Raw genomic sequence first — 21241 nt, 5'->3', positions numbered from 1 at the left:
TTTATTTCTAGGGGCAAAATCAATGAGACTTATTCCATTAAGCAACAAAGCTAAAGTAGGTAAATGGGCTGCTCGTCATATCGCAGATTCAATCAACAAGTTCGCTCCAACGGCTGAGCGTCCATTTGTACTAGGTCTTCCTACTGGTAGCACACCTCTAACTACTTACGCTGAGCTAATTGAACTTTACAAAGCTGGCGAAGTTAGCTTCAAGCACGTTGTAACATTCAACATGGATGAGTACGTTGGCATCGACCCTAACCACCCAGAGTCTTACCGCACATTCATGCACGAGAACTTCTTCAACCACGTTGATATCCAAGCAGAAAACATCAACCTGCTAGACGGCAAAGCTGAAGATATCGATGCTCACTGTGCAGCATACGAAGAGAAAATCCGTTCATACGGCAAAATCAACCTGTTCATGGGCGGCGTAGGCATCGACGGTCACATCGCATTCAACGAACCAGGTTCTTCTCTATCTTCACGCACTCGTATCAAAACGTTGACTGAAGACACTCGTATCGCGAACTCTCGTTTCTTCGATGGCGACATCAACCAAGTTCCTAAATACGCACTAACTATCGGTGTTGCGACTCTTCTAGATGCAGAAGAAGTGATGATCCTTTCTCTAGGCCACAACAAAGCTCAAGCGCTTCAAATGGCTATCGAAGGTTCTGTAAACCACATGTGGACTGTTACAGCTCTACAGATGCACAGTAAAGCTATCATCGTTGCTGATGAGCCAGCTCAACAAGAGCTAAAAGTTAAGACTCTACGCTACTTCCAAGAGCTAGAAGCTGAGAACATCCAAGACCTATAATTCCTATAGTCTTGAATAGCAGGGCGTTTTTATAAAGAGAGCGTCTTGAATAGAAAAAGCCACTGAATGTGGCTTTTTTTGTGCCTGCTGCTTTTGTATTTAATGGGAAGATATTTCGGATATTTTTTAGAAGCACAAAAACAACAAAGCGATTTCTCCAACGAGAGAAACCGCCATCATTTTAATCTTTGTATTGAAACGAACGAACAGCTACAAGTTATGTAGGATGTGAAACAAGATAAGCAGAGCTGCAAACTAGAGCTAAGAGCTCAGCGCGTTATCTCGGCATAGGGTAGTGATAATGTCAGTGATAGCTAATACGATCGTCGACTTCACCTTTTGATTATGTCGCCCCAAGAACATTTCAAGCATTGGGCCAGACATCGTTTCCACCATCTCCGCGTCATATTCGATAGGCATAATACGCTGAATCGCGTGCACCTTGTTGAGCTCAAATATCACATCAACTTCTGTAAAGCTGGTGTCTTCACCCTGTATTTTCGCCCACTCTTTCAAGGTAACGAAAACCTCTAGATCGTCGTAGAGTTCTTTACTGATCACGCCAAGTCCGAGTAGCAACTTAGCACGAATCATGATCTCGCCTAACGGCCCACCACTGTTGAGAAGTGGCTCGACAACGAACTTAATTGCAGTGTCGTCTTTCTTAAAGATGTTTTTTAATACGGCATCTACCGTGTCGTCCAATGCATCATAAGCAGCCATTAGGCAGGCGCTAGCACTCTCAGCTTCCGAAAGGGCTTCGAGTAATTCAGTTTCATGGCTTGTTTGTATTGGCATAACGGCTCGACAATAAGAAAGTGCCACTGGTGTGGCACTTTGATGGTTTATCATTTCAATGCTAGATAAGCTTCTTCCGCTAGTTTAACAACTTCTGAGTCACTATTCAGCTCAGAATAATGCGCTAATGTCTCAGCAAAGCCTTTTTCTGCGAACATTGCTTGAAGTTCAACCGCTTGTGGGTCGTCTTCGTTCTTGTAATGGAACGCAGCAGCGATTGCTTTTACTAGGTGAGCATTCGGTAGGCCGTACTCTAATGTACCGTTTAGAGGCTTAACTAGGCGGTCTTGCGGGCTCAGTTTACGAATTGGCTGACGACCAACGCGGTCTACTTCATCACGTAGGAACGGGTTAGCAAAACGACCTAGAATCTTTTGGATGTAGGCAGCGTGTGCTTCTGGATCAAAGCCGTAACGCTTAATCAGAACCGCACCACTCTCTTCCATCGTCGCTGTTACTTCAGCGCGGATTACGTCATCTTCGATAGAGTCTTTAATAGTCTCATGACCTGCAAGCACACCAAGGTATGCCGTTACCAAGTGACCTGTGTTTAGCGTGAACAGTTTACGCTCAACGAAAGCCATTAGGTTATCAGTGCATTCCATTCCTGGGATGTTTGGAATCTCACCTTTGAATTGTGTTTGATCTACGATCCACTCGCTGAACGTTTCAACCGTTACCGCTAGAGGATCTGTTTCGCCCGCTTCTGCCGGTGGAACAATACGGTCAACCGCAGAATCAACAAAGCCAATGTGCTCTTCAGTGAACGCTTTCATTTCATCAGAAAGGTGCTCTAACACGGCTGCTTTTAATTGGCTAGTACCGCGAACCATGTTCTCTGCCGCGATGATGTTCATTGGTGCAGTGTTGTTTGCTGCTGCACGCTTTTCAATGCCTTGAGCGATAGACTTAGAGATGATTTTAAGAACCGTAGGGCCCACTGCAGTCGTCACAAGATCAGACTCAGCAATGCAATCTACTACTGCGCTTGTCGCTGAGTTTACTGCTGTCACGTTCTTAACAACTTCGACAACACACTCTTCGCCAACAATCTTAACTGGGTATTCTTGGCGTTCAATTAACGCATTTACAACCGTTTCATTTACGTCAGCAAACGTAACCTTCATACCAGCATCAGAAAGAAGCTTACCAATGAAACCACGACCGATATTACCTGCACCAAAATGTAACGCTTTCATAATTTTGACCTTATAAATATTTGAATCTAGATAGCTAACTGCTCAACAACATGCCTTGACGATGTGCCCTAGGCATTAAGCAGTAAGCTATTCAGACTGAATCTTGTTAGAAAGATTAAGACCGAAAATGAGGCCAGTAGGGGGATACCGGCCTCCTTCACTCAGGAGCTTGACTAGAGCTTTTTAGTTTCCGTTGAGAATACGTAGAACATCAGCAGGGTTTGTTGTGTTCTGTAGGCATTCCACAGCTTCTTCATCATCGAGTGAATTGGTAATAGCCATCAGCACCATGTTGTGCTCATCGCCTTGTGCGGCAATACCGATAACCATCTTCGCGATATCATCTTCATCTTCGCCCCACTGAATACCTTCAGGGTACTGACAGAAAACAATGCCGGTTTTTTGTACATATTGTTTCGCTTCGATTGTGCCGTGTGGCACAGCGATAGACTCACCTAGGTAAGTAGACACAAGCTCTTCACGAGCAAACATGCCATCTACATATTCTGGTGATACGTTGCCAAGTTTTACTAATTGTTCGCCAGCAAACTTGATTGCGTCTTCTTTTTGAGTCGCTTTAAGGCCAAGGAAGATGCTGTCGTCTGTCAGTGCAAGCTTGTTGCCTTCTTGTGCTGGAGCTGCAGCAGACGCCGGAGCTTCTACTTTCGCTTCACCACTTTGAGCATCGACAAGTTCAGCAACTAGTTGGTCGTATACACCGCCGTCTAGGAAGTTGCTTAGAGACATATGCATCGCACCTGGCACAGTGCTACGAGCACGGTCTGTTAGGTCTTTATGCGTAATAACGATTTGCGAATCAGCCGGTAGATTGTTGATTGCGTAGTTGGTCACTTCAATGTCTAGGCCAGCTGTTGCTACTTTCTTACGTAGTAGACCCGCACCCATTGCACTTGAACCCATACCCGCATCACACGCTACATAAACTGCTTTTACATCCGCTAGGTTTACGTTTGCTTCTGATGCTGCACCTTTAGAAGACGCTTTCATGTCTTTCATTTGTGCAGAAGCTTTCTCTAGTGAATCTTCCTCATCATCTTGCGCTGATGTTTTAAGGAGGATTGACGCTACAACAAACGATACTGCCGTTGCTGCGATAACCGATAGAATCACGCCGATGTAAGAGCCTTTTGGCGTCATCAGTAAGACTGCGAAGATAGAACCTGGAGATGCTGGAGAGATAAGGCCAGAATCGAACACTACGTTAGTGAATACACCCGCCATACCACCTGCGATTACCGCAAGAATTAGACGTGGGTTCATTAGAACGTAAGGGAAGTAAATTTCGTGGATACCACCTAGGAAGTGGATGATAGATGCACCAGCAGCAGATTGCTTCGCGCTACCTTTACCAAACACCATGTAAGCAAGTAGAAGACCAAAACCAGGACCTGGGTTTGCTTCGATTAAGAAGAAGATTGAACGACCAATCTCTTCAGATTGCTGGATACCTAGTGGAGAGAAGATACCGTGGTTGATTGCGTTATTTAGGAATAGAATTTTCGCAGGTTCAACAAAAATAGATGCTAGAGGTAATGCACCTGCTTCTACCATTGCGTTTACGCCAGCAGCAAGTCCGCCAGATAGAATCTTAACCGCAGGACCAATCACGATGAACGCGATGATCGCACAGATCATGCCGATGATACCCGCAGAGAAGTTATTCACTAGCATTTCGAAACCACTCTTCACTTTACCGTGAACAGCTTCATCGAATTTTTTAATTGCGATACCACCTAGTGGACCCACAATCATTGCACCCATGAACATTGGGATATCAGTACCAACGATAACACCCATTGTCGTGATGGCACCTACTACCGCACCGCGGTCACCACCAACCATTTTACCACCGGTGTAACCAATCAATAGTGGCAATAGGTATGTAATCATAGGGCCAACCATTGATGCTAACGTTTCGTTAGGCCACCAACCGGTTGGGATGAATAGTGCAGTAATGAAACCCCACGCAATAAATGCGCCGATGTTTGGCATTACCATATTGGATAAGAAACGACCAAAGTTTTGAACCTTAATCTTTGCTTCTGGTGATAACATAGGTAGAACCCCGTAATGTATTGGTTGGTCAAATGACCGAAAGTGTGTACTCAAAAGTCGATTAAAATGTATCACAACATTTCTAAAATGCACCTTAGCCCAACTTTCGTGACAACCATCACACACGAAAAACACTTTAGGGTTAACAAGAGCACTTTAGATCACAAAAATACCATGAATTAAAATTACAAAGCCAAATTAATGAGAATAAATATCATTACCGCAAGATCTAGATCACGCTTTATCTTGTAATACTTAAAAATAAATAGTGATCAAAATCACACTTAATAAAATATAGCATCTAAGATCTATATAAACCGTATAAAAGAACATCGTGTCACGTATAGAAAATATGCACCCAGATGAGCAGAATCGCTAATCATGTAATTTAATTACAGAAAGAACCACATTTCCCACAAAATCAAAATCAGACATGACTTTCTACTAAAAACATAGACCAGTGAGCAGCAGTTGGCATTAGTAGATGTGATATGGTACTCGCCTGTGCTATCACATCATGTATCTCACCAAAACCCATCAGCGGATCACTCTGCTATTTGAGAAAAGACTATGTCAGACAAAATTTCCACATCCGCACTCGCTAAACAAAAAGGCATAGAAGCTAAAACTTTATTTAGCGATCTAAAAACAGCGGGTTATATCGTGCGCTCACAAGAGCGCTGGGTTCTTACAGAACGAGGAGAAAGCTTTGGTGGGGAATATGTCGAACATAAGAAGTTCGGTGTCTTTATTGTCTGGCCAGAGAAACTTCTTATCGATTTGGATTCATTCTCAGGAAATACATTGACCGCCACTCAGCTCGGCGGTGCCTTTCAACTCAGCGCAAAGAAAATCAACTTATTGCTCAATGAGCTTGGTTGGATAACAAAAGAAGAAGACGGTTGGCATGTCACCTCTACAGGCTTAAAAGCCGGAGGTGAACAAAGAGAAGACAAAGCGACTCAAAACTTATTCGTGGTATGGCACGACTCATTGGTTCGCAATAAACGTTTAAAGCAGTCTGTTGTTGAATTCCTAGGGCATGATGCTGAAAGCCACTCGACCGATGTGTCATTCTCCAGTTTTCGTCAGAAATTTGAGGCGAAGCACCGAAGCTTAGACGGGCATTATGTTCGATCAAAGGGAGAGCTGATCATTGATAACTGGCTTTATATGGCAGGAGTGGTCCATGCGTACGAGCGTCCGCTTCCGATATCAAAAGAAGTGATCAGCGATTTTTATCTACCAAGTGGCAAAGTATACATCCAGTTCTGGGGAACTGATTCTGCGCCAATCGCCGAAAATAAACGTGAAGCTACGAGAAAAATCTATGAAGAGCATGGTTTTGGTTTAATCGAAATCACGCCAGAAGATATCCCCAACCTAGACAGCGTACTTCCGCCATTATTGCGCCAATATGGTATCAAAGCGTACTAAGCTACTGAATCTAGAGATTCCACCTCCATTAAGATCACACTTATTGAATCATTATGGACATTATTAACCATAGTGATTTGATATGTTCGCTATTTTTCCCGAGTCATTCTTCTATTATCTTACACCCATCGACTTGAGCTACCGCAGATACTCGATTTATTGGGGCATGTTCGATAACTATTTAGACGTTCAATCTATTGAGATTCGTTTAAATTGGTTATCCGTTTATTGTTGACGTAACTGAACATAAAACCCTACAACATTTATTATTGATAGATATTAGGATTCAACATGACTCATCCAATCATTACTGATCTAAACACTCGTTACACAGCTAAAAAATACGATGCAGAAAAGCGCATCTCTGCGGAAGACATGGAAGTAATCAAAGAAGCACTTCGCTTGTCAGCTTCTTCTATCAACTCTCAGCCTTGGAAATTCATCATCATTGAGAGTGACGCAGCAAAACAACGCTTCCACAATACTTTCGAAAACATGTTCCAGTTTAACCAACCACATGCGAAAGAAGCGTCACACACGATCCTGTTTGCTCACGATCCTAAGTACACTAAAGAGAAATTCGCGAAGCGTGCTGATACAGAAGTAAGCTCTGGTCACTTACCAGCTGAAATGTACGAGCAATTCTTAGGTGCTTACGCATTCGCAGAAATGAACACAGACGAAACAGGTTTCAACGGTAACTGGACTAAGTCTCAAGTTTACATCGCACTAGGTAACACACTGCACACACTAGCTCGTCTAGGTATCGCTTCAACACCTATGGAAGGTGTAGATGCAGCTATGATCAGCGAAGAGTTTGCTGACGAACTAGAAGGTCACGTTGTTGATGTAGCTCTAGCTATCGGCTACCACAAAGACGGCGAAGACTACAACTACGGCAAACCAAAAGCGCGCCTAACTCTTGATGAAGTCGTTACAACACTTTAGGGCGTGTTGACCTTTCGTGGTTAAATTTTGTTCGGATGGGGACGCCTAGTCAAAAGCGTTTTAATCGCGGTGAGGGAGAAGTAGCCTAGTCATTCTAAGCAAACCTCCCTCAAAAAAGAGTAAAACGCTTTTTGCGGGGGCGCCCAGCTCGAACCCTTCGGGCAGCGTTTGCTGGTCATTTCTACTGCGTTATCGGCTTCTCATGTAGGCTAGCTACACATCGATGCCTCTGCCTTGTATAAATACCCAGCAACTCACTGCAAAAATCAGCTCGAAAGATCAACACGCCCTAGTTATTGATGTGACAGAGCCCTAACCGCAGGGGTATCAGGCAAGAAAACCTCGATAAACAAGAACAAAAAAAGCCAGTCAACAGACTGGCTTTCTTGTATTCATCTTAGTGCGATAAGCACATTGCGTTTAAGTAAAGGCGAACATTAACCGATAAACGAGATGTAACCCTGAAGGATAATCAGGTTAACGATATCGATAAAGAAGGCACCAACAATTGGCACCACCATGAACGCCTGTGGTGAAGGACCAAAACGGTTCACCAAAGAGCCCATGTTCATTACCGCTGTTGGTGTTGCACCTAGGCCGAAACCACAGTGACCACCTGCCATAACCGCTGCGTCGTAGTTAGAACCCATTACTTTGAACGTCACAAAGTAAGAGAAGATACCTAACACAACCGCCTGAACCGCCAGGATAACCAAGAACGGAATCGCAAGGTCAAATATGTTCCAAAGCTTAAGGCTCATTAGCGCCATTGCTAGGAACAGTGACAATGACACCGTACCAAGAATATCGACCGTTTCGCTGTCAGTCTTATGCAGCTTAGTCACTTCAAACACGTTAGTGATGAACACACCGACAAACAACGCGTAAACGAAGTCAGGAATCATCAACCAAGAAATTTCAAAAGTCGCCACCCACTGCTCTAGGTACTTCGCACCCGTGATACAGATAAGAAGGATGAACAACACTTCAATCACCTTCTTCGCCGTCACTTTGTCTTCTTCATACTCGTTGTAAGTAACAAGTTCAGGGAAGCGTTCATGTGTTTGCGTGCCAGTGCCGTACTCAGATTCAAGCTGGTTTTTATCAATCAGCTTTTGCGCCACTGGGCTACCGATAATACCACCGATGATCAAACCAAAGGTCGCTGAAGCCATCGCGATTTCTAGCGTATTTGCAATGCCAAACGTGTCTGCAAAAGTTTGAGACCAAGCCGCGCCTGTGCCGTGACCGCCCGAAAGGGTGATAGAGCCAGCAATCAAACCCATCAAGGGTTCAAGGCCTAGTGCCGTAGCTAAGGTTACGCCTACACCGTTTTGGATAATGATGTAAACCGACGCTACCCCTAAGAATAGGAATACCTTAGCACCACCTTTTATCAGCTGCGTGTAGTTCGCCGCAAGACCGACCGTTGCAAAGAACATCAACATAAACGTGTTCTGCAGGGGCAAGGAAAACTCAAGATCAAGGCCGTTAAAGTGCAGGGCTGTAATAGCAAAAGCGACAATCAAGCCGCCGACAATGGGCTCTGGAATGTTGTACTTTTTGAGAATCGGAAGCTTTGCATTGACGAAATGACCTAGAAACAAAACACTAATCGCGATTAGGAAGGATTCTAGTGGTCCAATTGAAATTAATTGATTCATATAACCTCTATTTTTTTACGTTCTCATCTTCCCTAATGAGTCTAGTTTTATCTGTAATTATTTGTGCTGCTCTACCTATATTTATACAAACTGGAGAGAAAGTGTGGATTCGAAAAGCGAACACATTACTGCGATCGCTTAGTACCATGTTAGTAGCACGTTAACTTTTATAGGAGATAAAAGGATTTGTGACAACAATCACCTCCTAAAAGTTGAAAACGGCGTGAGTATCTATGCCGCTGACTCTGCTTTCTTAATACCTAAAAAAGCAAAAAGGAGCTATTTCTAGCTCCTCTTTCATCACCATCGCTGGTAATTAGAATTTTTTCGGTGCGTAACCAGTCATAACCTCAATGCGAAGTTCTTTACCGATCTTCGTCATTGGGTGAACAATTACGAGTCCTTTAACAGACTTTTTAAGTTTACCCATATCCGCTTGCTCAGCCTTAGTGATCTCACGGCTAAATGGCATATCAACCAGAGACTTACGCTCTTGGTTCACATCATAGCTTTCTTTGTGTTTAAGCTGGGCAATTTTCTTAGTTAGCTTCTTAATCTCTTCCTCGAACTGACGAACAACAGGACGATCATTACGAGTTTTAGCAGCATCTAACTTGTGGCGACACTTGTCTAGACGGTTGTTAATTTGTTGAAGTTCGTTTTTAACACTCATAATAATTTCCTAAGATTAAACAAGCCAATTCGGATTGGGGCGCGGAGTATAGCACAAGGGTTGTGTTGAACCGAAATTTATCTGTTAATTACCAATAGAAACGAATCACATCGACACCGCTCATTCAGCTTACTTATTCTTTGTGGCGAATCTCTAAGCGGATTATTCATTGATAGGATAGCGCCTACTTCAAAAATTGCAGTCCTCGATGCATCAAAATTCCGTCTAAACTTATACTCTAACGCAATAACTAAATCAGGGTACACAGCTTGGAGTTGTTACCCCCAGCACGACTCTGAATCGCAACGTAATCACAAGGATAGCCGATGACATTATTGAAACGAACATTGACCTGCAGCCTAGCCCTGAGTGCAATGTTTGCCACAACTTATGCATCTAGTGAACAAGCCACCCAAAGTAACCTAATCGTCGAGTACTCTACACCGCAAAATACCGAAGAAGAGCAGCTCAAACGAGAGATTCAAAGCAGTGGCGTTAATGACACCGTGGTCGACCTATCAAACCAACTCTTCATGTTTGAGAAGCCATTAACCATTCAATATGGCGGGGAAGAAGGACCACTCTACGATCCACAAACCCATCAAGTACTGATCCCTTACAGTTTTTACGCTGAGTCACTCAATTACTTTGAGAAGAACCAATACGAAAAAGAGTATGGGAAATCTGCGCAAACCGGCGCTATTGATACCTTGCTGCACACCCTGCTACACGAGACTGGGCATGCGTATATCGAAGATCAGAACATTGCCATATTGGGTAAAGAAGAAGATGCGGTTGATAACCTAGCAACCGTGCTACTGCTTAACTACGTAGAGCATGGGGCCGACGCTGCTATCAGCGCTGCAGACATGTTCGCTTTCGAGTCAGAAGACCGCCCAGAGTATTACGACTTGGGGGAATACATCGACGAGCACAGTTTCGACCTGCAGCGTTACTTCTCCACGTTATGCTTGGTGTATGGCAGCGATCCCGATGCCTATAAGAACTTGCTCGATGAAGTGGAAAACGACTATTTGAAAGACAGAAAAGAGTTCTGCGTTGAGCACTTTGACGTGATCAATGAAAATTGGCATCAGTATTTAAAAAAGAGTGACGATGCTTAGATGCTTAAAGGTTAGTGTCGAGAACTAGGAAAACGGCTTTGGCATCAAATTCCAAAGCCGTCACTCGATAGATTGGCTTAAGTCTTACGTGTTAAGAGTTAAGAGTTAAGAGTTAAGAGTTAAGAGCTTAAACCCTAGACGTTCACTTTGTACTTCAGATCTTGAGCTTCATCGCCGGTCATCCCTCGAAATCCCCAGCAATGCGATGGCTGTTCCTTAATGGAAATTTCAATATCAATTGGAGAGATAGCTAACTGCTTCTCTATCTCAGAAAATATCTTCTTAATTAAGCGCTTTTTGGTGTTTACCGCTCGACCTTCCATCATATTTATCTCAATGACGGTATAGGCTTCTGTTCTTCCTTCCGGGTAAAAGAAGTCATCTCGTTCCAATGGCACAAACCGATGTGCTCGCTTGTCATCGGGTAAACCCATTTCACTGTTCAAGCACTGCTGCAACACATTAGAGAGCTGCAACTTAATTGGATTTAAGCACTCTTTGATACCATAAATAACAATCATGACCATTCCTTTGATGCGATGTTAGGTATAGAAGAACGTCAGATAGAAGCATCGTCTGGCAACTACCCATTCGCTTACTATTTGTTCATATATTACCTAATGACGCGTATGAGAAAAGGTAAAAACAATGAATTTATGAACAGGTGCAACAAAATATCTATCCCTTTGCGAACATAAGCCGAAGCGAATTGATCGAACACCACCCTCCCCGCGTATATCTTCTCGAATCACATCTGAACTAAGGAGTACTATGTGCCGAATTCACCTAGGAAGACCACGCGGACAGACGCCGAACCAGAAACACCCGTAGAGTCTTCTCTGGAGCTCGCTGTGTTTCCCCTCCCCATCTTCCTTTTACCGGGAGGCAGACAAAGACTGCGCATTTTTGAGCCAAAGTATCTCGCGATGGTCGCTCACGCAGCGCAGGGCGATGGTTTCATTATCGCCACTCAAGACAAATCTAACTCTGATCATCTCAGCTCTTGGGGAACAAAGGTGACCATCGTCGACTTCAATATGTCGGACGACCAGATATTAGAAATTGATGTCGAAGGCGAAAAGTTGGTGCAATTGCATGGGTCGTTTCGAGACGATGATGACCTGATTAAAAGTAAGTTCAGCTTGTTGCCTCACTGGCCTACCGATGAATATAAAGTGCCTAACGTGTTTACCGCTTTTTTGGTTCAGTTGTTTCGCGACCACGATTCGATAAGAACACTCTATCCCACTCCTGATTTTGAGAGCCCACAATGGATCTGTGCGCGATTGCTCGAAATGATGCCTATCCCACTGGAAAAGAAAACAGAATTTACTGAGCCAGCCAGTTTTCCGTCTCTAGTTCCTTTTTTGAATCAAATCATTACGGGGCAATAAGCACTTTTCTTCACTATAATTTTGTATAGTAGAAATTAATTTAAATTAAAGTGATCCCGACTTTCTCCTTTCACGTAGTGCCCATCAAATTCGCATGATGGTTAGTTACTATGCAAGTGGAAAGCAGAAGTTCAGGGAACGGCAAGGAGCATGTCATTATTCCCGATAACAAAGTACCTACAGACAACAAAGTACCGACAGAGCTCTCGAGCTGGCTGGTGTTGGTTGGTACAGACCGAGACAAGCAGGCGTTCACCTGTTTGTTCAAGTTCTTCGCTCCTAAGATCAAGCGTTTTGGTATCAGTAAGTTGGGTGGCGAAGCTGCTGCAAACGAGCTAGTTCAAGACACGATGACTAATGTTTGGAAGAAAGCACATCTCTACAATGTAGATAAAGGCGCTGCGACCACTTGGGTCTACACGGTAATGCGTAATGCAGCATTCGACATGTTGCGCAAAGTGAAAGCGAAAGCCGAACAAACGATAGCCGACGATATCTGGCCAATCGATGCGATGGTAGCCGAGTCTCAAAGCGAAGATTTGCCATTCGGTGACCATTTGATGAGCCGACACGTAATGACTCAAATAGAAAAGTTGCCTCTCGCTCAGAAAACCATCGTCAAAGGCGTTTACTTTCAAGAGCTCTCTCAAGAGCAACTCGCTCAGCAACTTGGCGTCCCACTTGGAACAGTGAAATCACGTCTGAGACTCGCTTTAGCCAAATTAAAAGTTCACATGGGGGAACAAGACCATGATTAAACATCACCCAAACGCGGCAATCTTGAAAGACTTCGTCGATGGCACGTTGGCTGATTCAGTTTCTTTGATTGTTTCTAGCCATGTAGAGCTGTGTGAACACTGCCAACAACAAGTCAAGCAGCTTACAGCTGTAGCAGCGAATAATGCTTTTGACGCAGAGCCAGTATTCTCAAATGAAGATCTAGACAGCTTCTCAATGGACGACATGGACTTTGATTTTGACGCGATAGAGCAAATCACAGCTGATACTTCTCAGTCTGTTGAAGTGACTCCAGAGGTTCAGAAAGTAACTGTTGCTGACACGACATTCACAATCCCTCGCGCTCTAAACTCAGTAGCGAGAAAGGACTGGATGAACCTAGGCAAAATTTCACGAGCAAGACTCGATTTTGCTGACGAAGCACACCACACCAGCTTGTTGCACATCGACAAAGATGGACAAGTGCCTTGCCACACCCACAAAGGCTTCGAGATCACGCTTCTTCTAGAAGGTAGTTTCGAAGACGAAATGGGCGTTTACAACAAAGGTGACTTCATCTGGTTGGATGGCAATCACACTCATCAACCTGCAACAAAAGAAGGTTGTGTCTGTTTAACCGTTTCAAGTGATGCGCTTTACTTCACAAAAGGTGTGAGCCAACTATTCAATCCACTTGGAAAATATATCTATTAACCCAGTTGCAGGCTATAAATATACAGGATGGCATGAAGCTATCCTGTATATCGTCAATACATCTGAATAAAAACAACTACGGTGTCAAAGTAAAAACACACCCAGCTCTGTAAGTACGATTAGCAATGTTGAACTATAAGAAAAAGCTCAGAGCAAGAGCAAAGGAGTTGGCCAATGGAAAAGAAAATCAAAATCGGTATCAGTGCATGTGTTGCTGGACACAAAGTACGTTTCGACACAGGTCATAAACGCTCTCGTTTTTGTACAGACGACCTAGCAGACTACGTGGAATTGGAACCTGTTTGCCCAGAGATGGCTGTTGGTCTTCCAACCCCTCGTCCAACTATTCGTCAAACAAGAATGCTAGATGACATCATCCATGTTTCTCGCCCTGATGGCTCAGGTGATGTGACCAACGAACTGATCGAGTTCGGTCAAAACTACTCAAAGAAAAACCAACACATTGCTGGCTTTATTGTGTGTCAAAAAAGCCCAACCTGCGGTATGGAGCGCGTGAAGGTGTACCACCACCATGGTCGCGGCTCTGAATCGACAGGCGTAGGCATGTTCACCCAACAAATTATGGACGGTAACCCGTTACTCCCCGTTGAAGAAAACGGCCGCCTTAACGATCCCATTTTGCGTGAAAACTTCATGACTCGAGTATTCACATACCAAAAATGGCTCGATCTTGTGGATGAAGGTGTGACCAAACACAAACTGATTCAGTTCCACAGCGCCCACAAGTACCTCGTCATGTGTCACCACGTTGAGGGTTACAAAAGCTTAGGCAAACTGCTAGCGGGTAATGACTTAGAAATCGACGAATTGGCGGCTCAATACATCGAGGGCTTGATGACAGCATTGTCACATCACGCGAATCGAGGGAGTCACGCCAATACGCTGCATCATTTGCAGGGTTACTTTAAGAAACAACTGAGTAGCTCCCACAAACAAGAGTTGACCAACCAAATTGCAGCTTTTCGAGAAGGTGTTATCCCACTGTTAGTGCCGCTGACACTGATAAATCACTACCTGATGGAATACCCGAACGAATACCTAGAATCACAGGTTTACCTAAACCCGCACCCTCAAGAACTTAAACTGAGATACGGATATTGAGCGACATACTATGGATACGACGAGACCTGCGGATTAACGATAACCCAGCGCTCGTCTCGGCAGTTGAAAACGGCGTAACAATCGCCGTTTTCATTTCAACTCCTCAAACGTGGCAGCAGCACCACCTTGCGCCAATCAAAGCTGATTTCATCTATCGTCATCTAAAACAACTCGATTCCCAGCTCGCTGAATTCGGGATAACGTTGCTTCACCTAAAAGCGACCGATTTTGACGACCAATCCAATCAACTCATCGATCTATGCCAGCAGCTTGATGCCAAGTGCGTCTACGCTAACTCTGAACCAGAGGTCGATGAACAAGCTCGCGATAAAAAGCTGATTTCAAGCGGCCTAAACCTGAAGATCAGCGATTGTGACGTTATGCTGCCACTCGGTAGCGTTCTCAACAAACAAGGCGAGATGTTCAAAGTCTTTACGCCCTTTAAGAACGCTTGGTTAAAAGAAGTTCAGGTGAAAGGCATCATCTGCAGTCCAGCTCCTGTCGAGTCAGCTGAACGTTCACAAACACAGCTTCCTGACGACTTACAAGCCTTAACCATCTCTGCTGACTATGATTTCGATTTTCCGCGTGTTGATTCGAGTCGCTGGCCATTAAGCCAAGATGTATTGGGCAATGTGATCCCCAATTTCTTAGGCAATAAAGTCAACGACTACGCACGTCTGAGAGATATTCCCTCAGTTAAAGGAACATCGGGGCTATCACCTTATTTAGCGATTGGCGCCGTGAGCCCACGTTGGTTAGCGATTCAATTGATTCAGCAGCAACCCGATCTGTTATTTGATACGCAATTACCGGCCTTTTGTTGGCTCAATGAATTGATTTGGCGAGATTTTTATAAGCATTTGATGTTCCACCACCCTAAACTGGTCAAAGGTGCTAACTTTCAGCAAAAATACAATGGTTTAGATTGGTATCACGATCATCCTAGCTTCAAAGCTTGGTGCGAAGGAAAAACAGGATATCCATTGGTTGATGCCGCAATGCGTCAACTGGTTGAAACGGGCTGGATGCACAACAGACTAAGAATGGTGGTGGCAAGCTTCCTAACCAAGCACCTGCTTATTGACTGGCGTTGGGGCGAGCGTTTCTTTATGTCGCACCTTATCGACGGAGACTTTAGCGCCAACAACGGTGGCTGGCAGTGGGCTTCAAGTACTGGCTGTGATGCTCAACCTTACTTCCGAATTTTCAATCCAATCACTCAGAGTGAAAAGTTTGATCCAAAAGGAATTTTTATTCGTAAGTACATACCAGAGCTGCAAAATATCCCAGATAAGCATGTACATTTCCCACATGACTTTATCGCTAAAAACGGAATAGACAGCGAATACTGGCAACCCATCGTTGAGCATAAAGAAGCACGATTGAGAGCCTTAGCCTTCTTCAAATAATTAGAGTGAATATTATGGATAACTCTCTATGGCTTGATAACTTTCTCAACATGTATCGAGAACTCGGAACCGACAATTTCGACGTGCTTAAGACGGTTTATCACCCTGATATTGAATTCCAAGATCCGCTGCATCATGTCAGCGGTATTTCGGCGCTTACGCACTACTTCGAGAACCTCTACACCCAAGTAACCAGCTGTTACTTTCATATCGAACACACTTTCGAAGCGAACGACGAAGCTTCCGTTTACTGGACGATGCAGTTTGCTCACAAGCAATTAAATGGGCAGAAGCCAATCGAAGTACAAGGACACAGCCATCTCAAGATGCTCGACGGTCAAGTGATTTACCACAGAGACTACCTCGACGTCGGTTCTATGTTGTATGAACACATTCCAGTACTGGGCTGCGCGATAAAATCCATCAAAAAGAGAGCGAGTCGATAATGCATATTATGATTACAGGCGCGACCTCAGGTATCGGCCAATCCCTAGCTAAAGATTACGCTCAGCAAGGGCATCAGGTGATTGCTTGTGGCCGCAATCCAGACAAACTGCAAGCCTTAGTTGATTCTCACGATACAGACATCGCGCATTCATCAATTACACCGCTCTGTTTCGATCTGACTGATTACCACAACTTTCCAGAACTCGACCAAGACAAGCCGCTCGACCTGCTGATTTTAAATGCAGGTGATTGTGAGTACATCGACGACCCAGTGAACTTTGATGCCGAGCTATTCGAGCGCGTCATCAACATAAACCTAATTTCAATTGGCTACGCCCTTAAAGCTTGGTTAAAAAACATCAAGCCCGGCGGCCGTTTGGTTTTAGTCAGCTCCAGCGCCAGCTTTTTACCTTTGCCAAGAGCCGAGGCTTATGGCGCTTCAAAGGCAGCCCTCACCTACTTAGGCAGAACACTTTCGGTTGATCTGGCAACGCACAACATTCATGTCTCAATTGTGCACCCTGGCTTTGTTGAAACGCCATTAACCGAGCGAAATACGTTCTCTATGCCTATGATTATTAGTAGTGAGGCCGCAACTCAGCGAATCGTAAATGGTATCGCTCAAGGAAAGAGTGAAATTGATTTCCCAAGACGATTCATCATGTTGATGAAGCTACTAAGAATGCTTCCAACTCCAGTTTGGCAAAAACTCGCTTCAAGGATGGTATAACAATGAAGAAAATCGCCATTATTGGTTCAGGTATCTCTGGACTCACTTGCGCGCATATATTAGATAAGCACCACGACGTAACAGTATTCGAAAAGAATGATTACGTTGGGGGGCACACCGCGACCGTTGATATTGAACATCAAGGCTCGGCGTTTTCGATAGATACAGGTTTCATCGTATTCAACGATCGAACCTACCCGAATTTCAATCAGCTTCTAGAACAACTCGATGTCGAAAGGCAACCGACTGAGATGAGCTTCAGCGTCCACAACACGACGACCAAGTTTGAATACAACGGCCACAGCATTAATTCGTTATTCGCGCAGAGGAGCAACATCTTCAAACCTCAGTTCTGGTCTTTAGTGTCTGACATTCTCAAGTTCAACAAGCTGTGTAAGGCTCAGTTTGAAAGCAATGAATTCACACCAGACGTTACCCTTGGCAGTTTCCTACGAGATAATCAATTTTCCGACTTTTTCAGCCAGCACTACATCTTACCGATGGGCGCGGCGATTTGGTCGACAAGCTTGGAAGAAATGGAAGAGTTTGAGCTCAAGTTCTTCATTCAGTTTTTCTACAACCATGGATTGCTCGATATCGCGAACCGTCCTCAGTGGTATGTGATACCAAAGGGATCGCGTTCTTATGTTGAAATCATCCTTTCACGCCTAAGTAAGACTGTTGCACTGAATACATCGATTAAACAAGTGACTCGCCAAGAAACAGGCGTCACGATTGAATTTGAAGATGGCAGCGCACAAGGTTTCGACGAAGTAATCTTTGCTTGCCACTCAGACCAAGCCTTACGCTTGCTTGGTGATGCAACAGAACAAGAGCAACAGGTACTGGGCGAGATCCCATACAGCCGCAATGAAGTGGTTCTGCACACCGATACTCGCTTGTTACCAGACAGAAAACTGGCTTGGGCAAGCTGGAACTACATGTTGGATGGCGACAGTAAACGACCTGCCTGTGTCACGTACAACATGAACATTCTGCAAGGCATCGAAAGCCAAGACACCTTCTGTGTCACCTTGAATCAAAGCGAAGCCATCGACCCAGAAAAAATTATTCGCAGCTTTGTTTATCATCACCCGGTACTTAATTCGAACACGGTCGAAGCTCAGCACAAGCGTGAGCAAATCTGTGGCAAAAACCAGACGCACTTTGCTGGCGCTTATTGGTATAACGGCTTCCATGAAGACGGTGTCCACAGTGCACTCGATGTGACCAAACGCTTCGGTTTAGATTTGAGTACGAGTTCCGCGCTATGAACAGTCAAACCCTGACACCCGAGATGGGGATCGCATCCGAAAAGAGTGAAGAGCTCAGCGGTATCTATTGGGGTAACATCAGACATCGCCGCTTTGGCGACATCACTCATGAGTTCAGCTATCAGCTGTATATGATGGGGTTAGATCTTGATGAGCTGCCCCAAACCACAGCGCGCAGTGCGCTGTTCGGAACTCGTTGGTACAACCCGATTCGCTTTGTCGAATCGGATTATCTCGCTGAAAAAAAAGAAAATGTCACCACGGATGAACCAAAATCACTTAAGCAACGTATAGCTTGCAAAGTGCAACAACTTGGTGGGGTTTGGTCTGATTCAAACCGTGTGACGATGCTGGCTCAGTGCCGCTGTTTAGGTATCTATTTCAGTCCAATCAACTGTTTCTTCTGTTATGACGAGACTGGAGATTGTAAGTACATGTTGGCGGAAGTGAGTAACACGCCTTGGCGAGAAAGACACTACTACCTCATCGACATGCACCAAGAATTGAAGGTAAAAAAAGAGTTTCACGTTTCGCCGTTCATGGATTTGAACATGACTTATTTTTGGAAGATTAAGCCACCAGCGAAACGCACGTTAGTTCACATCGAAAGCCGCCGAGACGACAAGCTTTTCGATGCGACACTAGCCCTGACGAAGCAGTCAGTAACCAAGACAAACATTAGACGAACGGTATTCAAGATTCCGGCGATGACGATAAAAGTCGTGATGGGAATTTATTATCAGGCTCTCAAATTATTCCTGAAAAAAGTACCGTTTGTGGCGCATCCAGACTCAACATCTTAAGCGCTTAAAACAGAAATCATTTCTAGCTTGGGTTCGCTCCAATCAAGGAGCTGAACTCAGCTTAGTTGGCACAAAATATTAGAATGAGTTATCAGCGAGGTTTACATGGAACAGCTTGCCAAACAAAACAACAATATTGAACAACAAGCTAAAGCCGTTGCTGTTTCAAGCAACTGTAAATATCGAGCTTTAATCTTCAAGGTGTTAGAAAGCCTGCAATTCGCAACGCTTGAAATCATTGAGCGCGACCAGCATTCAGTATTTGGTGATCGAGAAGCTGAATTGAAAGGTCGAATCGTGATTCATGATGCGACCTTTTTTAGAGATGTGGTCATCAATGGCAGCATTGGGGCATCTGAAGCCTATATCGATGGTAAATGGACCAGCCCAAACCTCACGCGTGTGATTCAAATCATGGCTCGTAACCAAGCCCAATTGGATGAGCTTGATGACAAGACACAATGGATTTCTCGCATCAAAAACCTATTGCTGCGCCGTAAGAATGCCAACACCGAGCAAGGCTCTAAGCGAAATATTCTCGCCCACTACGACATTGGCAACGAACTGTATGAGCGCTTCTTAGATAGCTCGATGCAGTACTCTTCCGCAATCTACAGCGAAGACGCAGAAACCTTGTCGAAGGCTCAACAAAACAAAATGAAAACCATCTGTGAGCGACTAGAACTGTCTGAGAAAGATAGCGTGGTCGAGATAGGCACAGGGTGGGGCGGCTTAGCCATCTTCATGGCGCAACACTACGGTTGCCACGTCACCACTACCACGATCTCAGATGCCCAACATGCACTTGCTGAACAGAGAGTAAAAGCGCTTGGTTTAACCGACAAAATCACCCTGCTCAAAGAGGATTATCGCAATCTCACTGGTGAGTATGACAAGTTGGTTTCGATCGAGATGATAGAGGCGGTCGGACATGAGTATCTACAAACCTTCTTTGAAAAATGTTCCTCGCTACTTAAGCCCTCAGGCAAGATGCTGATTCAAGCAATTACTATTGCTGACAGCCGTTACGACAAATACCGTAAAGGTGTCGACTTTATTCAGAAGTACATCTTCCCCGGCGGTTGCCTACCTTCTGTTTCAGTGATGACCCAACACCTTGCGACCAGCACCGACCTTGTGGTTCAAGAAATTGATGACATTGGCCTGCACTACGCTCGAACGCTGAATGATTGGAACATCGCCTTTGAAAATAGTTGGGAAGAGCTAGAGTCTCTCGGCTATTCAGAAGAGTTTAAACGCTTATGGACCTTCTACTTCTGCTACTGTGAAGGCGCATTCAAAGAGCGCGTGATCAGCACTCACCATGTAGTCGCAAGAAAACCTCGTTACTTTGGAGAAAAAGATGAAGCGGTTTTGGATTATTAATCTCGTACTGTTTCAAGCGACCTGGGTTTGCAGTGCTTTCTTTACCGCGCAAGCCCCGTTCGTCACACCACTGATTGTAGTGGTTCACTTCCTTCTATCACCGACTCGCAGTAGCGATTTGAAGATACTCATTTTATTACCATTGGGGCTATTGCTTGATAGCCTCTTACTCCAGTTCGGCGTGTTTGCCGTCGACTCTGAAATTGCGAATCAATCGTGGTTCCCGGTGTGGCTTGTCTGCCTGTGGATCATGTTCTTAATCAGTTTTAACCACAGCCTAAATTGGCTTTTAAAATGCTCGAAAGTGATCTTGTTTGTCATAGGGTTCGTAGCAGGTACTAGTAGTTATTGGGGAGGCATCAAAGCAGGTGCTCTTCTTACTACTTGGCCAGATGCATCGGTAGTTGCTGCCCTTGCAATAAGTTGGGGGATTTTGTTGCCCTTACTGGTGGCCGCCTACTCCAACTTAATACAACCTAAAATGGCAATAACGAGGTGAC

At 44.5% G+C, this 21241-nt stretch carries 21 protein-coding genes; 15 read left to right on the top strand and 6 right to left on the bottom strand.

The features are described 5' to 3' along the window. Positions 1-22: 22 nt before the first annotated feature. Positions 23-823, top strand: a complete 801-nt coding sequence (gene nagB / locus AB4209_RS01095; protein ID WP_372054521.1) for a glucosamine-6-phosphate deaminase — start codon at positions 23-25, stop codon at positions 821-823. Between the two features lie 261 nt (positions 824-1084). On the opposite strand, the gene AB4209_RS01090 is transcribed toward nagB, so the two are convergent. The 3 genes from AB4209_RS01090 to AB4209_RS01080 all read right to left on the bottom strand — a co-directional run bounded on the left by AB4209_RS01090 (position 1085) and on the right by AB4209_RS01080 (position 4896). After that, positions 1085-1621 carry an MltR family transcriptional regulator gene (locus AB4209_RS01090; protein ID WP_198592367.1) on the bottom strand — a complete coding sequence of 179 codons (537 nt, stop codon included), beginning with the start codon at positions 1619-1621 and terminating at the stop codon, positions 1085-1087. Between the two features lie 50 nt (positions 1622-1671). Further along, positions 1672-2820, bottom strand: a complete 1149-nt coding sequence (locus AB4209_RS01085) for a mannitol-1-phosphate 5-dehydrogenase (protein ID WP_009846102.1) — start codon at positions 2818-2820, stop codon at positions 1672-1674. 183 nt (positions 2821-3003) lie between these two features. After that, a complete protein-coding gene (locus AB4209_RS01080) occupies positions 3004-4896 on the bottom strand; it encodes a PTS mannitol transporter subunit IICBA (protein WP_372054519.1) in 1893 nt (630 codons plus the stop codon). A 570-nt stretch (positions 4897-5466) separates the two neighbouring features. On the opposite strand from AB4209_RS01080, the gene AB4209_RS01075 reads away from it, so the two are divergent. Both AB4209_RS01075 and AB4209_RS01070 read left to right on the top strand, forming a co-directional pair. Further along, on the top strand, positions 5467-6333 hold the full coding sequence (locus AB4209_RS01075; RefSeq protein WP_372054517.1) for a glycerol kinase: 867 nt from the start codon (positions 5467-5469) through the stop codon (positions 6331-6333). A 291-nt stretch (positions 6334-6624) separates the two neighbouring features. Beyond that, a complete protein-coding gene (locus AB4209_RS01070) occupies positions 6625-7281 on the top strand; it encodes an NAD(P)H-dependent oxidoreductase (RefSeq protein ID WP_102428129.1) in 657 nt (218 codons plus the stop codon). A gap of 437 nt (positions 7282-7718) precedes the next feature. On the opposite strand, the gene gltS is transcribed toward AB4209_RS01070, so the two are convergent. Both gltS and AB4209_RS01060 read right to left on the bottom strand, forming a co-directional pair. After that, on the bottom strand, positions 7719-8945 hold the full coding sequence (gltS, locus tag AB4209_RS01065) for a sodium/glutamate symporter (RefSeq protein ID WP_372054515.1): 1227 nt from the start codon (positions 8943-8945) through the stop codon (positions 7719-7721). A 316-nt stretch (positions 8946-9261) separates the two neighbouring features. After that, positions 9262-9618 carry a YibL family ribosome-associated protein gene (locus AB4209_RS01060; RefSeq protein ID WP_017060971.1) on the bottom strand — a complete coding sequence of 119 codons (357 nt, stop codon included), beginning with the start codon at positions 9616-9618 and terminating at the stop codon, positions 9262-9264. Positions 9619-9944: 326 nt separating this feature from the next. Here AB4209_RS01060 and AB4209_RS01055 point away from each other — a divergent pair, with 326 nt between their 5' ends. Next, positions 9945-10742 carry a DUF4344 domain-containing metallopeptidase gene (locus tag AB4209_RS01055; RefSeq protein ID WP_017060970.1) on the top strand — a complete coding sequence of 266 codons (798 nt, stop codon included), beginning with the start codon at positions 9945-9947 and terminating at the stop codon, positions 10740-10742. 134 nt (positions 10743-10876) lie between these two features. Here AB4209_RS01055 and AB4209_RS01050 read toward each other — a convergent pair whose 3' ends face one another. Then, positions 10877-11263: a tautomerase family protein gene (locus AB4209_RS01050; RefSeq protein ID WP_017072356.1), complete on the bottom strand. Its 387-nt coding sequence runs from the start codon at positions 11261-11263 to the stop codon at positions 10877-10879. Between the two features lie 252 nt (positions 11264-11515). On the opposite strand from AB4209_RS01050, the gene AB4209_RS01045 reads away from it, so the two are divergent. From AB4209_RS01045 to AB4209_RS00995, 11 genes are all read left to right on the top strand, one after another. After that, positions 11516-12136 carry an LON peptidase substrate-binding domain-containing protein gene (locus AB4209_RS01045; RefSeq protein ID WP_017065084.1) on the top strand — a complete coding sequence of 207 codons (621 nt, stop codon included), beginning with the start codon at positions 11516-11518 and terminating at the stop codon, positions 12134-12136. A gap of 110 nt (positions 12137-12246) precedes the next feature. Then, complete coding sequence (locus AB4209_RS01040; protein ID WP_017060967.1) at positions 12247-12894, top strand: sigma-70 family RNA polymerase sigma factor; 648 nt, start codon at positions 12247-12249, stop codon at positions 12892-12894. After that, the gene (locus tag AB4209_RS01035) at positions 12887-13567 is read left to right on the top strand and encodes a ChrR family anti-sigma-E factor (RefSeq protein WP_017060966.1); all 681 of its coding nucleotides are present in this window, start codon (positions 12887-12889) and stop codon (positions 13565-13567) included. Before AB4209_RS01040 ends, AB4209_RS01035 begins: the two co-directional genes overlap by 8 nt. A 174-nt stretch (positions 13568-13741) precedes the next feature. Next, positions 13742-14689, top strand: coding sequence for a YbgA family protein (locus tag AB4209_RS01030; RefSeq protein WP_372054513.1), 948 nt, complete (start codon positions 13742-13744; stop codon positions 14687-14689). Then, a complete protein-coding gene (gene phrB, locus AB4209_RS01025; protein ID WP_372054511.1) occupies positions 14686-16101 on the top strand; it encodes a deoxyribodipyrimidine photo-lyase in 1416 nt (471 codons plus the stop codon). Before AB4209_RS01030 ends, phrB begins: the two co-directional genes overlap by 4 nt. A 14-nt stretch (positions 16102-16115) precedes the next feature. Next, positions 16116-16547, top strand: coding sequence for a nuclear transport factor 2 family protein (locus tag AB4209_RS01020; RefSeq protein WP_050647550.1), 432 nt, complete (start codon positions 16116-16118; stop codon positions 16545-16547). After that, complete coding sequence (locus AB4209_RS01015; RefSeq protein WP_136974016.1) at positions 16547-17278, top strand: SDR family NAD(P)-dependent oxidoreductase; 732 nt, start codon at positions 16547-16549, stop codon at positions 17276-17278. The genes AB4209_RS01020 and AB4209_RS01015 overlap by 1 nt, the downstream gene beginning before the upstream one ends. 2 nt (positions 17279-17280) lie before the next feature. Continuing rightward, positions 17281-18552 (top strand): NAD(P)/FAD-dependent oxidoreductase, encoded by a 1272-nt coding sequence (locus tag AB4209_RS01010; protein ID WP_102428126.1) that lies wholly within the window; start codon positions 17281-17283, stop codon positions 18550-18552. Then, positions 18549-19355, top strand: coding sequence for a DUF1365 domain-containing protein (locus tag AB4209_RS01005; protein ID WP_372054509.1), 807 nt, complete (start codon positions 18549-18551; stop codon positions 19353-19355). The genes AB4209_RS01010 and AB4209_RS01005 overlap by 4 nt, the downstream gene beginning before the upstream one ends. Before the next feature lie 105 nt (positions 19356-19460). Beyond that, the gene (locus tag AB4209_RS01000) at positions 19461-20741 is read left to right on the top strand and encodes a cyclopropane-fatty-acyl-phospholipid synthase family protein (RefSeq protein ID WP_017070213.1); all 1281 of its coding nucleotides are present in this window, start codon (positions 19461-19463) and stop codon (positions 20739-20741) included. Next, complete coding sequence (locus AB4209_RS00995; protein WP_372054507.1) at positions 20719-21240, top strand: DUF2878 domain-containing protein; 522 nt, start codon at positions 20719-20721, stop codon at positions 21238-21240. Before AB4209_RS01000 ends, AB4209_RS00995 begins: the two co-directional genes overlap by 23 nt. The last annotated feature ends 1 nt before the right edge of the window (position 21241 follow it).

Source organism: Vibrio sp. 10N.286.48.C11 (assembly GCF_041469805.1).
In the GTDB taxonomy this organism is placed as follows: domain Bacteria; phylum Pseudomonadota; class Gammaproteobacteria; order Enterobacterales; family Vibrionaceae; genus Vibrio; species Vibrio crassostreae_C.
The sequence above is the reverse complement of the archived record's forward strand: the minus strand, read 5'-3'. Positions and strand labels throughout refer to the sequence as shown.